Origin of the sequence: Paenibacillus sp. 4624 (assembly GCF_050435065.1) — a bacterium.
GTDB classification, from domain to species: domain Bacteria; phylum Bacillota; class Bacilli; order Paenibacillales; family Paenibacillaceae; genus Paenibacillus; species Paenibacillus amylolyticus_D.
On sequence record NZ_JBNDJR010000003.1, the window covers coordinates 381,400 to 394,677 of the forward strand.

A 13,278-nucleotide genomic window follows, 5' to 3' on the forward strand; every position below is an offset into this window, starting at 1 on the left:
TATTTTTTCATGTCTGCATAATTAATGGTCTTTTTTTGTTGCTAAATTCTGTTAACGTTTCATTTTAAAAGGAGATTCCGATGAAGATCACACGAATTATTAACAATAATGTCGTCTGTGCAGTCAATGAACGGCGCCAGGAGATGATGCTTTTAGGCAGTGGCATTGGTTTTCAGAAGAAAAAGGGAGACGATGTGGACACAGTCAAGATTGAAAAAGAATTTTTTCTGAAATCCAAAAATGTTACAGGTAAATTATATGCCCTGCTGGCACAAATCCCGATGGAGTATATTCGTGTATCCGATAGTATCATTCAGTACGCCAAGCAGTCCTTAAACAAGGAACTTAATGAAAATATATATCTAACGTTAACGGACCATATTAATTTTGCAGTGGCACGTTATAAGCAAGGTATGAATTTCAATAATGCTTTATTGTCAGAGATTAAAGCGTTTTATTCCAATGAATTTCGCGTGGCTATGAAAGCCCGGGATATGATTAATGAGGAATTTAACATTACACTGCCTGAAGATGAGGCGGGGTTCATTGCGCTTCATATTGTCAATGCAGAACTGGGATCTGAAATGGAAGAAACCATGAAGATTACACAGTTCATTCATAAAGTCTTGAATATTATTCGATATCAGTTTAATATTCATTTTAATGAAAGCTCACTCCATTATTCCAGACTTGTTACTCATTTGAAATTTTTCGCCTATCGCTTGTTTAATAATACGGTTTTGAAAAGCGGTGATAGTGATTTTCTCCATATCATTAAAGAAAAGTATACAAATGAATATCAATGCAGTATCCGAATTGCACAGCTGATTCGGGTCGATTATGGAAAAGAATTAACAGAAGATGAATTGGTATATTTAACGGTTCATATCAAAAGGGTCATTGATGAAGAGAAGGATTGATCCATCAGTCCACTATAATGAATATACTAGGATTGTTACTGGTGAGGCAGGCAAGACCTAGAGTTCCATCGTGTATAGAGCATATCTATATTCGATAGAATTCTAGGTCTTTTTTTATACCTAAAAAAGTTTGAGGGGGAGCAGTACATGAAACATGAAAGCACAGCCGCCGAGATTTTAAAACTGGTCGGTGGAGAAAAAAACGTAGATAGTGTAACACACTGTGCTACAAGATTGAGATTCAATCTGAAAGATGAAAAGGTTGCGAACAATGAAGCATTAAAAAATGTACAAGGTGTTGTGGGTGTTGCCAGCAGTGGCGGGCAGTATCAGGTCATTATTGGTAACGAGGTAAACAATGTGTATAAAGCTTTGACGAAGCTGGGGAACTTTGCAACGAACAATGATGCTCCTACTGTGAAAAAAGGAAAACTGACTACGCTTCTGGACACGATCTCCGGAATCTTTACACCAATCCTGCCAGCCATGATTGGTTGTGCGATGATCAAAGCCGTTCTTCTTATTTTGAAAACATTTGATCTCGTTGATCTGGATGGACAATTCAATACAATTATGACCTTTATCGGTGATGCGGCGTATTACTTCTTGCCGATGCTGCTTGCCTGGAGTGCGGCTGTTAAGCTTAAAGCTAACGTGGGCTTTGCATTAACCATTGCTGGTGTTCTGTTGCATCCTGCATTAGGGGCGTTGATGTCTGCAGGTAAGCCTGTTAAGTTTTTAGGACTGCCTGTCACTCCGGCGACGTACACTTCGTCGGTTATTCCGATAATTTTAGCTGTATGGATCTTATCGTATGTTGAACGCTTTGCGGAGAAGTATTCTCCATCGGTTATTAAATCCATTCTTAAACCGTTGATTGTTATTCTTATTATGGCTCCACTAACACTGATTGTACTGGGTCCAATCGGTGCCATCGCGGGTAACTACCTTGCGTCAGCCGTTTCTTTTGTTAATACGCATGCAGGATGGTTAGTATCGGGTATTATCGGCGGGGCATTCCCGTTCTTGATTATGACGGGTATGCATTATAGTTTGGGGCCTGTTGTGCTTACGGCTTATGCACAGACGAAAACGGATAGCATTGTTGGTCCGGGTATGCTTGTACACAATATTTCTCAAGGTGCCGCTGCACTTGCAGTTGCTCTCAGAACTAAAAATAAAGCATTTAAACAAGTTGCATATTCTACGAGCATCACTGCCTTGCTCGGAATTACCGAGCCTGCCTTGTTTGGTGTAAATCTACGTTTGAAAAAACCACTGATCGCAGTAATCGTTGGTGGCGCTGTAGCGGGTATATATGTCGGATTGTTCGGTGTAGCTCGATCGGCTCTAGGTATTGCAGGTATAGCTACCCTGCCGGCGTTTATCACGGATCATCCATGGAATTTGGTTCATGCCGCAATTGGTTGTGTGATTGCATTTGTAGTTACATTCATCATGACTCTGATCTTGGGATTTGAAGATGTACCTGAGGATGGAAAGAATCAAGTAACACAAGAAAAAACGTCTACGAACGATCGTACAGCTGTTGCTGGTGTTTCTGAACATGTCCTCACTGCTCCGTTGACTGGTAAAGTTCTAGAGTTATCCATGATTAAGGACGAAGCTTTTGCAACTGGTGCTATGGGAAAAGGGATCGCTATTGAACCTACGGTTGGAAAACTCGTTGCGCCAGCGAGCGGTGTGGTATCTGCGGTTTTCCCTACGTCCCATGCCATCGGTATTAGTTCGAATGATGGTGCGGAGCTTCTTATTCATATCGGAATGAATACCGTAAAGCTGAAAGGTGAGCATTTCAAGGTTCACGTCAAAGAAGGCGATACTGTAAAAGCTGGAGATTTGCTCATTGAGTTTGATACAGATGCGATTGCGTCGAAAGGCTTTGACCTGACTACCCCAATTATCGTTACGAACTCCCATGATTTTGTAGATGTGATCAACACGGACAAGACATCGATTACGATTGGAGAAAAACTGATCAAAATTATTTAAAGGTAATTTAAGGAGGAATGGTTCATGAATAACAACAATGGTTTCCCTGAATCTTTTATGTGGGGTGGTGCGACAGCGGCGAATCAATATGAAGGTGCCTGGAACCTTGATGGTAAAAAGGCAAGCACAGCCGATATGATGACAGGCGGAACCCACACGGTTCCCCGTCGCATTACGATAACGACTGAAGAGGGGGTTCATTACCCTTCACATGAAGCGATAGATTTTTACCATCATTACAAGGAAGATATCCGTTTGTTTGCAGAGATGGGTTTCCGTTGTTACAGAATGTCCATTGCATGGTCCAGAATTTTCCCTAACGGAGACGATGTGACCCCAAATGAAGCAGGGCTTCAATTTTACGACAAGGTGTTCAATGAATTGAAAAAGTATAACATTGAACCGATCGTTACAATTTCCCATTATGAAGCACCGTTTGCTTTAACTAAGAGATTCAACGCTTGGGCTTCCAGGGAAATGATCGATTGTTACGTGAGGTATTGCGACGCAATCTTTAATCGTTACAAAGATGTGGTAAAGTATTGGATCACCTTTAACGAGATTAATAGCCTGATTGTTCCAGCAGGTGCCTACTTGGCAGGAGGACTTCTGGTTGATAAAAATGGCGGTGTATTTAACAACACATCAGTAGACAGCACGCAGATGAGATTTCAAGCATTGCACCATCAATTCGTGGCGAGTGCCAAAGCTGTCAAACTTGCGCATGAGATCAATCCAGACTTCAAACTCGGTTGTATGATCAATTACAGTCATGGCTACGGAAGTACATGTAAACCGGAAGATATGTTACAAGCGCTAAGAATGGATCAAATCAACAATATGATGAGCAGTGATGTACAAGTTAGAGGAGAATATCCTGACTTTGCCAAGAGATATTTTACAGAGAAACATATTCACATTCAAATGGCAGATGACGATGAAGAAGTGCTAAAACAAGGTTGTGTTGATTTCTATAGCTTTAGCTACTATAAATCTCACGTGGTCGGTACGCGTCCAGAGGGTGATGAAACCCAAGGTAATGTCTTTGGTGGATACAAAAATCCATATCTGAAAGCGACGGACTGGGGCTGGCAGATTGATCCGGTTGGACTCCGGTATGTTTTGAACCACGTCTATGATCGGTATCGCATCCCGATGATGGTTGTAGAGAATGGTTTGGGTGCAGTTGATGTCGTTGAAGAGGATGGCACTATTAACGATACGTACCGAATTGAGTTTTTGCGTGCTCACATTGAACAAATGAGAGAAGCTGTCCGTGACGGCGTTAACCTGATCGGTTATACAGCCTGGGGTTGCATTGATATTGTGAGTGCTTCCACGGGTGAAATGGCCAAGCGCTATGGTTTCATTTACGTAGATAAGGATAACGAGGGCAAAGGAACACTGAAAAGAAGTAAAAAGAACAGTTTCTACTGGTATAAAAAAGTAATTGAATCCAACGGGGAAGATCTGGGTTAGGATTAAAAGTTTCGTAGTGAAATACCCGTTAGTATGATCATTGGTTAGAGAATTGAATATATCCCGTATTGTTCGAAATGAAAGTAGCCGCTAAACTCTTAGCGGCTACTTTCATTTCGAACAATACGGGCACAATCCGAATTAGATAGTAAGAGCAGGAAGCAGTAGGAAGGAAGACAGAAGGCAGATCATCAGACGAATTAGGGGAAGAAATGACAGCGAAAAAAGACGAAAAAGAAGTTCATTCACATAAATTCATTTAACAACGATAAAAGTTAGATTTAGATCTATAAAAAGTCTTCAAAAAACTGCGTATAATATAAATTATACGCAGTTTTTATTTAAATCCATTTTCATATTGGAGCATAGGCAGCATAGCGTGATATTTTTCGTGCATAAAGGTCAAAATAAGCCATCTTCAAAAATAAATTTAATCATTCAACGCGATAACGTGTAGAATTCGATAGGTTTTTATAGGTGATGGATAAGATAGAACAAATGAGTTTTTCGTAGAACAGATGAGAAATGTTATTTCTTCGTAGTTACGCGGCAACACATTCGAGATTCACCATGAAAGGAACATGCGTATGAGCAGAAATGAAAGAATGAGTGTGTTATTTCGCAAAAAACCGATTGCCAGCCAAACGAATGAAAGCGGTGCGTTAAAGAGAGCACTCAGTGCCTTCGACTTAACAACGCTTGGCGTAGGAGCGATCATTGGTACAGGCATATTTGTACTGACAGGTGTCGCAGCTGCCAAGTATGCAGGCCCGGGTCTGGTATTATCCTTTTTACTGGCAGGCATCATCTGTGCGTTTGCTGCCCTTTGTTACTCTGAATTTGCTTCCACCATCCCGGCATCGGGAAGTGCTTATACGTACAGCTACACCGCATTTGGTGAAGTGATCGCGTGGATTCTGGGTTGGGATCTCATTCTGGAATATGGCTTTGCGAGTGCGGCTGTAGCCAGCGGTTGGTCGGGGTACTTCCAGACCTTATTATCCGGGTTCGGATTAGAGTTGCCTCATGCGTTAACGAGTGCATTGAATCCGGAAAAAGGCACGTATTTTGACATTACAGCGGCTCTGATTACATTAATCATTACGTTCCTGCTTACCCGAGGAGTGAAGGAAGCGGCCAGAGCGAATGGAATCATGGTAGCGATTAAAATTATCGTGGTACTTATTTTCATCGGTGTGGGTGTGTTTTACGTGCAGCCAGCGAACTGGCATCCTTTCTTACCGTTTGGCTTCTCGGGTGTAACGGCGGGTGCAGCTACAGTGTTTTTTGCTTATATTGGATTTGATGCCGTGTCAACTGCAGCGGAAGAGGTAAAACGCCCCCAGCGGGATCTGCCGATTGGTATTATTGCATCCCTCGCCGTTTGTACTGTTCTATATATTGTAGTATCTCTGATTCTCACGGGCATTGTGCCATTCAACATGTTAAATGTTAGTGATCCGGTTGCGTTTGCTTTTGAATTTGTTCAATTAAACGGCTTGTCATGGATTGTATCCCTCGGAGCCATTACGGGAATTACAACGGTATTGCTCGTCATGATGTATGGTCAGACCCGTCTGCTCTATTCCATGTCGCGTGATGGACTATTATCTCCCGTTTTCTCCAAGGTAAGTGGCAAAAGTCAGACTCCGGCCGTGGGTAGCTGGCTCGCAGGTATCATTGTTGCACTGTTCTCCGGCTTCATTTCTCTTGGCCATCTGGCCGAACTTACGAACATCGGTACGTTGTTTGCATTTGCTGTAGTGAGTATCGGGATTATCGTATTGCGTAAAAATAACCCTGATCTCAAACGAGGTTTCCGTGTTCCGCTGGTGCCGCTGATCCCGATTCTGAGTGCTCTCGGCTGTTTCTATTTAATGACTCGTCTCGCAGCGCTAACATGGATTACTTTTTTTGGCTGGCTAATTATCGGATTAATTATTTATTTTGCCTATGGTCGTCATCATAGTCATCTGAATCCGCTTCGGCGGAAGTGAATCAAAAAAATAAGCTTTGAATCTTTCCCTGTTCCCCATTCGCCAAGCGAAGGAACAGGGATTTTTCTGTGCCGCAATATGGGGGTAGCTGGTTAAAATGAGATGTTTAAAACTAAAGATTAAAAGAAGTTTGCAGAGTTAAATTTGTCACTCACATGGGTAAAGGTTAAAGGAAACATGTTGGATGTAACAGCAGGTCGGGGTTGCGGCTGAACCAAATATGAAATATATTTGGGGGTGTGATCTGCAATCAGAACCGAAGAGAGGGGTTAACTTATGAAAGAACCATTACATAACCATTTTAATGAACACTCGTCGAATTTTGGGTTTGCACTTGCGGATTCAAACGTTCTCGCCGAGGCGAAGCTGATCATATCACAAGTGAATGAAACAGAAGATCTGCAGTTGGACATCGATCCGCAGCGACATCTGGAGGATGGTCGCAAAGTATCCGTCATCGCCCAGCTATTGCAGACACCTGTGCACCGTGAGGATGCTAATGTTCTGTATGGAGCCGAAATATCATATGTACAATATGCGGTTCGTCTAACTGAGAACAGCAAGATTTCAATCGCTTCGATTCAAGGCATAAGTTATCCGATTGAACTTGATCTCGCACCTTATAAAGAGGGGGAATATGAGGTTCGCGTTGCTTTGCACCGAAAAACACCCCGAATCGCAGAAGGTCCGTTAGAACCGGAACAGCTAGCGATGGTGAAATACGCACAAGTGAATACTGTACATATCACGTTGTTCCCGGCAGTTGCCTCAATACTCGATTCACCATCTGCAGCATGGACTCGGAATCATCATGTGTTCGACTCCTATGGCCGAAGAGGATTCATTCTGGCGGATCTGGATCGTCTCGCGAAGCGAGTCGAGGAACTTTTTGGGCCAGGTAATCATAATTTAATTGAACATTTCACGGAAGGTCGCCTGGATGTATTGCTCGAAGAAGGGCTGATGATGGTTGTATGGGGCATCACCCCGTGGTGTTACTCCCTGTATTCCCCACCAAGCGATCAAGCTGCTTATGCATTACCATGGGACAAGCTTGGGGATGAACCAGAGCGGCAAGCGATATATCCGATTGATACAAATGTGCAGCAGTTAAGTATCATTCCAGCGAATGAGCTGGCTTTGTGGGCTGATTGTATACGAAAAGATTGGCCTGTCATTGATATTTCAGGTGAAGGCGAGACACTTCATCTGGATCTGTATGTTCAAGTGGCGGAATCAGTCAATGAGCTTCATGAAAATCCGATCCCGTCGTTTGTGCTCACACGTCGTGAGGGGAAACCGGAGATGATTTTGCTGATGGCTGATGTCGTGATCGTCGAAGAGCTTGATTTTCCACTAAGTTAAGCATCTGCGTTCTGCAATAGTAAACAGATTTTGAAGTAGAAATACATTGCATTCACGTCAGTCAGTACAATTGAAGTCAGTGGAGGTGACAAGAGCAGATGATCAATGAAGAGGTTCAGGAGCAGTATGGGGATGAGTTGCAAGCCTTTCATATCTGGATGAAGGATGCCGGATACACCGGATATACGGTCAAATCCTACACGGGGGACGTAACAGAATTCCTTACCTCTATCCAAGGAAAGTCGCTGGAGCAGGTGAAAAAGTTGAATGTGCTTGCTTTTCTGTCTCGTGCACGGGAGCGTGGCGTGAGTGATGCTACCCGGAACCGTAAACACGCGGCAGTCAACTGCTTTTACAAGTCTCTCATTGAACTCGAAGTGCTGGCGAGCAATCCGGCTTCTGGCATCAAAAAGTCCAAAACCGAGAAAAATCGTGCTCCGGTCTTTCTAGATGAAGGCGGTTTGACGCGATTTTTGGCATCCGTCGAAGGGAAATATCGCATCCGCAACCTGGCGTTGTTCCTGCTAATGGGTTATATGGGACTTCGGGTGGGAGAAGTCCATGCCCTCAATTGTAAAGACTACAACCCCGAGCGACGCACACTCGATGTGTTCGGGAAGGGACGAAAATGGAGATCGATCCCAGTTCCTGAGACGGTTGCAGAAGTGTTATCTCAGGCTCTTGAAGAGCGGCTGAATCCGTGGAGAGGGGAGAAGGAAGAAGCCCTGTTTGTATCGCAAAAGGGAAAGCGTCTGTCCATTCGCAGCATTCAACTCATCTCAACTGAAACCTTCGAACGCTTCCAGCAGGAAGCTCCTGTTCATCAGCGCCAAAGCTATTCCAGCCATAAGCTGCGTCACTCGTTCGCGACCATGATGTTGCGGCGTGGAGCAGATCTGCGCACGGTACAGGAACTGCTTGGACATGCCTCCATTCAAACGACAACGGTATACACCCATGTCACCAGCAGGGAAAAAGAAGAGGCGATGGCTTTGCTGGATGTCAAACTTCCAGTTCACAACAACACATGACCTGCTAGGAGAGATGGGCGAGCATGAAGACGGGCAATCCAGCTTCGAATGACCAGGATCAAGCTGTTACACGAAACCGATGGCGGACGCTATGGGAAGTGCTTATGGTTGCTGCCAAGCTGGGTTTATCCTCTTTTGGAGGCCCGACAGCGCATTTGGGCTATTTTCATAATGAGTATATACGCAAACGAAAATGGATGGATGAGCAGAGTTATGCTGATCTTGTGGCCTTGTGTCAATTTCTCCCTGGACCAGCCAGTAGTCAGGTTGGGATTGGGATCGGTGTCATGCGTGCAGGTCTGCTTGGTGGATTAATGGCTTGGATTGGATTTACCCTTCCATCCGTGCTCATATTAGTGGCATTTGCTTTTATTTTAAAAGGTTACGATGTGAGCCATGCGGGCTGGATTAGCGGTTTAAAAATTGTAGCTGTGGTGATTGTTGCTCATGCTATACTTGGCATGGCTCAGAAGCTTACCCCGGATAAAGTGAGGATTACCATCGCTGTGTCCGTGGCCGCGACTGCTCTACTATGGACGGTTCCTTATAGTCAGGTCGTATTGATCCTATTCTCAGGTTTCATTGGTTGGTGGGTGTACCGCAATGTACCGGCCGCTCCTGCTGTCAAAATGAATGTTCCCATACGTCACAGCTTGGCTGTGCTTTGTTTAATCGCTTTTGCAGGTCTGCTTGTCCTGTTGCCAATCCTGCGGCAGGCCATAAACATGGAGTGGATCGCTCTTTTCGATTCGATGTACCGAGCAGGCTCCATGGTATTTGGTGGAGGGCATGTCGTGTTACCCTTGCTGGAACAAGAGCTCGTATCTCACGGTTTAGTGAGCAGAGATGACTTTCTAGCTGGATATGGGGCAACACAAGCGGTTCCTGGCCCCTTGTTTACTTTTGCCGCGTATCTTGGGGCCGTTTCGATGGGCGGAGCAGGAGCGTTTATTGCTACAATGGCTATATTTTTACCTGCATTTTTGCTCATTATCGGTGCGTTGCCCTTCTGGAATGTGCTTCGCGGTAATCCGCATATGCAAGGTGCGTTAGCTGGAATCAATGCAGGCGTTGTAGGTCTTCTGCTAGCCGCACTCTATCAACCATTGTGGACAACAGCTGTGTTGTCGCCTGCTGATTTTGCGCTGGTATGTATCCTCTTTGTACTACTGACCTTCTGGAAGTGTCCACCATGGATCATCGTTTTAGTAGGTCTCGCTGGAGGTATGATTGTGAACTGAATTTTAGTTTCCGTCATTATTATTATGTAAACTAAAAATAAAGAAAAGGCAAAGATTGAAATCATTAATGATAATCATGAACGGCTGAAATTAAACGATAATCTTGTGAGGAAGTGGAGTGTCCTGTCACATAATATCAAAAGACCATCCCAAACTCTATGCAGAGTTGTTGGATGGTCTTATTCTAATGTATAAAAGTATAGGTTATTCCAGTCCGGCAATCTGTTCTTTTAATTTGTTCGCAGATGCCTGAAAAGCCAATTTCTCGGTTTCATTCAACGGAAGAGGCAGAATTTCACGCACGCCATGGCGATCGACGACACAAGGAACACCCAGATATACGTCTGAAACGCCGTTATAATCTTCAAGCAGTGTGGAAACGTTTAGCACGGAGCCTTCGTTACCAAGAATTGCAGCTACAATACGATCAAGCGCCAAGGCGATGGCATAGGAAGTGGCTCCTTTGGCATTAATGATCTCGTAAGCTGCATTTTTGGTGCTGTTGAAAATCTCTTGTTGGGTTTCTTCGTCCAGTTCAAGGTCTGTTCCCGCAACGTTTGCCAGACTCCAGACAGGCACCTCTGAATCCCCATGTTCACCGATGATGTGAGCGTGAATGCTGCGGGGGTCGATGCCTTTATTTTTACCGATCAGATAACGGAATCGTGCGCTGTCCAGCAATGTACCTGAGCCGATGACCCGGGATGCCGGCCAGCCGCTTTGTTTCCAGGAAGTATAGGATAAGATATCGACAGGGTTCGTAGCAATCAACAAAATACCGTGCGAGTTGACTTCGGTAATTCGATCAATGATGTCTTTGAAAATGCTTGCATTTTTCTTCAGCAAATCAATACGAGTCTCGCCTGGTTTTTGGGAAGCACCCGCAGTAATGATAATAATATCAGCATCTTTGCAGTCGGAATAGTCACCTGCCCACACTTTAACGCCACCGGTAAATGGTAAACCGTGGTTCATATCCAGCATTTCGCCGGTTGCCTTGTCATGATTCACATCCACAAATACCAACTCGGACGAACGCTGTCTGAGCATAAGCGTGTACCCCGTTGTTGTTCCTACCGCACCCATGCCAATAATAACGACACGACTGGGCTTCAATGCTGAACTTGTTGTCATAATCTTTATCCTCTCCTTTTTGGGTATACTACCATCCATATTAAGGGATATGAGGAGATAAAGCGAGTTTTGTCTATAACTTTTTTCACAACATATCCCAGTTACCAGAAAAAATCCGCTAAAAACGTAGTTAAATGGACTTCACACGATCAAAAAATAACCAACATTTTTTATTAGAGGACAAAAATCGGCAAACATATTCAACATTCGTCAAGTTACCCATCGGTATGAGCCTTTAGGTCGAAGTTTGTGGTAGAATAGGAGCAGTGGATTCTGATGAATCGTAAATATAACTTCGTCACAGGACATGCGCGTCTGTCTGATGAATGAGAGAGGTGGAACCCACTTGCGTTTGCAATGGAAAAAAATCGCGCAGACAGCCCTGCTGTCTATAGGCATCATGATGTTGCTGGCTGCATGTACCAAAACGGAACAGCCGCCAGTTGCAGAACCTCAGGAACAGGATGACGGCGGTAACGTTGGTCAGACCCTTACCGTTGTACCCCCGACAAACAATAACACCGAAGCAGCGGAGATGGCCAAATATCAAATTCAGACACGTTTGACCGATTTTCAACTCATTAACGATAACGGCGGCTTGGCCTGGGGAGTTACACGTAATGCGCTCCGGCTCTATTACACTCAGGATCAGGGAAAAACGTGGATCAACATTTCACCTTCAGAGAATGTGCAATTCCCGGCTAATCCGAAATATGGAGAAAGTATTTATTTTGTAGATCGTATGCATGGCTGGATTGTGCGAGAGGGGATGGGAGGCACAGATACGATTGTGCTGCGTACCAATAATGGAGGCGTGAGCTGGAGTTTGTCTTCCTTGTCGAAGACGGATAAGGTAACAGCAATATCCTTTGTCTCTCCCGAGAAAGGCTGGGTTCTGACGACGCTAGATACGGGAATTGGTAAACAGGACAAGAACCTGTATCGTACTCAGGATGGAGGTACAACTTGGGAGCGAATGACTTCCAGTGATGACAAGGATAAATCCAAAACGGGTGAAATTTCAAAACGTGGCTACACCACGGGTATGACATTTTCAGACTCCAAGCATGGATTCCTGACTGCCATAGAGTTCGGTACACCGAAGCTGTATGTGACATCAGATGGTGGTGAACAGTGGAGAACGGGTTCTTCCTTTTTTGACCGGGATAAATTCAAAGCTTGTGGTAATTTCACGATTAGTGCACCTCAATTTTTTGGACGTGAAGCCAAGTCGGCCTGGATGTCCTTGTCCTGTGCCAGTGGAGAGAGCAACTCATTCAGCGGTTTCTTCACAGCAGATGGTGGAGTAAGCTGGAAGCAGTACTCGTTTAACTTGAACAAACAAACAGGGATCAACCGCAATCTGCCGCCTGTGTTTCTGAGTCCGTCCGAAGGCTGGGCAATGCAGAAGGGCATCATGTATTACACGAAAGATACAGGAAAAACATGGACAGCCTATCCTGCGAGCAGTGTTTTAGAAAAGATTTTCAAAGACTATCCTGAAATTGTGAAAATGCAGATGGTATCGCCGAAGCTCGGCTGGATCTTAGTGGAGAACACCGATGCCAAACGATCGCTACTACTGCAAACCGTAGATGGCGGAGAACATTGGAAAGTTCTTTAATGTGCCGCTACTCCGTTTAACGAATGAGATCGAGCATTAATCAGAATTAAATCTCGGGTATGGAAGTAGCATAGAAGTGGAAAGAGTAGGGGGAAATCTCGGATGAGGTTTTCCCTTTATTTTTAGTTTAATTTTTTGATACATTGTGAAATAAATCACAAATAAATCGTGAAAATGATGTTATATTTAACTCAAGAAGAAAAGGAGTGATGAAGATGAGAACCAACGGTCAAACTCAATTCACGCAGGCGGATGAATTAACAAGATACATGCTTCACTTATGCTACACATGTGACGATGCTAACCGTTGTACCACTGAAGAAGCAGTGAAAGCTTGCATGGCTGCACATGCAGAGAAAGACCAGCCGGAACCAGCAGAAGGCGTAGATGTAACCCGTGGATTCATGGATATGATGTACGCCTAGTGAAAGAAAGTGGAGATGAACATGGCGTTGTATCAACGATTTACCCCCG

General features: G+C 44.2%; 10 protein-coding genes. 9 read left to right on the forward strand and 1 reads right to left on the reverse strand.

Translation table 11 applies throughout. The features are described from left to right. The first annotated feature begins 80 nt into the window (after window positions 1-80). From licT to ABIE27_RS09415, 7 genes are all read left to right on the forward strand, one after another. The gene (gene licT, locus ABIE27_RS09385) at window positions 81-920 is read left to right on the forward strand and encodes a BglG family transcription antiterminator LicT (protein WP_123065671.1); all 840 of its coding nucleotides are present in this window, start codon (window positions 81-83) and stop codon (window positions 918-920) included. A gap of 147 nt (window positions 921-1,067) precedes the next feature. Next, a complete protein-coding gene (locus ABIE27_RS09390) occupies window positions 1,068-2,933 on the forward strand; it encodes a beta-glucoside-specific PTS transporter subunit IIABC (protein WP_123065670.1) in 1,866 nt (621 codons plus the stop codon). Between the two features lie 24 nt (window positions 2,934-2,957). Further along, window positions 2,958-4,412, forward strand: a complete 1,455-nt coding sequence (locus tag ABIE27_RS09395; RefSeq protein WP_429350380.1) for a glycoside hydrolase family 1 protein — start codon at window positions 2,958-2,960, stop codon at window positions 4,410-4,412. A gap of 605 nt (window positions 4,413-5,017) precedes the next feature. Then, complete coding sequence (locus ABIE27_RS09400) at window positions 5,018-6,409, forward strand: amino acid permease (protein WP_123065668.1); 1,392 nt, start codon at window positions 5,018-5,020, stop codon at window positions 6,407-6,409. 276 nt (window positions 6,410-6,685) lie between these two features. Continuing rightward, window positions 6,686-7,774 carry a hypothetical protein gene (locus tag ABIE27_RS09405; RefSeq protein WP_123065667.1) on the forward strand — a complete coding sequence of 363 codons (1,089 nt, stop codon included), beginning with the start codon at window positions 6,686-6,688 and terminating at the stop codon, window positions 7,772-7,774. Between the two features lie 98 nt (window positions 7,775-7,872). Further along, on the forward strand, window positions 7,873-8,805 hold the full coding sequence (locus ABIE27_RS09410) for a tyrosine-type recombinase/integrase (protein WP_123065666.1): 933 nt from the start codon (window positions 7,873-7,875) through the stop codon (window positions 8,803-8,805). A 23-nt stretch (window positions 8,806-8,828) separates the two neighbouring features. After that, on the forward strand, window positions 8,829-10,046 hold the full coding sequence (locus ABIE27_RS09415; RefSeq protein WP_123065665.1) for a chromate transporter: 1,218 nt from the start codon (window positions 8,829-8,831) through the stop codon (window positions 10,044-10,046). Window positions 10,047-10,250: 204 nt separating this feature from the next. Here ABIE27_RS09415 and ABIE27_RS09420 read toward each other — a convergent pair whose 3' ends face one another. Further along, window positions 10,251-11,180 carry an L-lactate dehydrogenase gene (locus tag ABIE27_RS09420; RefSeq protein WP_123065664.1) on the reverse strand — a complete coding sequence of 310 codons (930 nt, stop codon included), beginning with the start codon at window positions 11,178-11,180 and terminating at the stop codon, window positions 10,251-10,253. Between the two features lie 346 nt (window positions 11,181-11,526). On the opposite strand from ABIE27_RS09420, the gene ABIE27_RS09425 reads away from it, so the two are divergent. Both ABIE27_RS09425 and ABIE27_RS09430 read left to right on the forward strand, forming a co-directional pair. Beyond that, window positions 11,527-12,804, forward strand: a complete 1,278-nt coding sequence (locus ABIE27_RS09425) for a WD40/YVTN/BNR-like repeat-containing protein (protein ID WP_161556983.1) — start codon at window positions 11,527-11,529, stop codon at window positions 12,802-12,804. Between the two features lie 215 nt (window positions 12,805-13,019). After that, window positions 13,020-13,229, forward strand: a complete 210-nt coding sequence (locus tag ABIE27_RS09430; RefSeq protein ID WP_123065662.1) for a hypothetical protein — start codon at window positions 13,020-13,022, stop codon at window positions 13,227-13,229. The last annotated feature ends 49 nt before the right edge of the window (window positions 13,230-13,278 follow it).

What these genes read in the sequence shown, in the direction of transcription:
- licT (WP_123065671.1), top strand. Translation starts at nt 81, where the DNA reads ATGAAGATCACACGAATTATTAACAATAATGTCGTCTGTGCAGTCAAT.
- ABIE27_RS09390 (WP_123065670.1), top strand. Translation starts at nt 1,068, where the DNA reads ATGAAACATGAAAGCACAGCCGCCGAGATTTTAAAACTGGTCGGTGGA.
- ABIE27_RS09395 (WP_429350380.1), top strand. Translation starts at nt 2,958, where the DNA reads ATGAATAACAACAATGGTTTCCCTGAATCTTTTATGTGGGGTGGTGCG.
- ABIE27_RS09400 (WP_123065668.1), top strand. Translation starts at nt 5,018, where the DNA reads ATGAGTGTGTTATTTCGCAAAAAACCGATTGCCAGCCAAACGAATGAA.
- ABIE27_RS09405 (WP_123065667.1), top strand. Translation starts at nt 6,686, where the DNA reads ATGAAAGAACCATTACATAACCATTTTAATGAACACTCGTCGAATTTT.
- ABIE27_RS09410 (WP_123065666.1), top strand. Translation starts at nt 7,873, where the DNA reads ATGATCAATGAAGAGGTTCAGGAGCAGTATGGGGATGAGTTGCAAGCC.
- ABIE27_RS09415 (WP_123065665.1), top strand. Translation starts at nt 8,829, where the DNA reads ATGAAGACGGGCAATCCAGCTTCGAATGACCAGGATCAAGCTGTTACA.
- ABIE27_RS09420 (WP_123065664.1), bottom strand. Translation starts at nt 11,180, where the DNA reads ATGACAACAAGTTCAGCATTGAAGCCCAGTCGTGTCGTTATTATTGGC.
- ABIE27_RS09430 (WP_123065662.1), top strand. Translation starts at nt 13,020, where the DNA reads ATGAGAACCAACGGTCAAACTCAATTCACGCAGGCGGATGAATTAACA.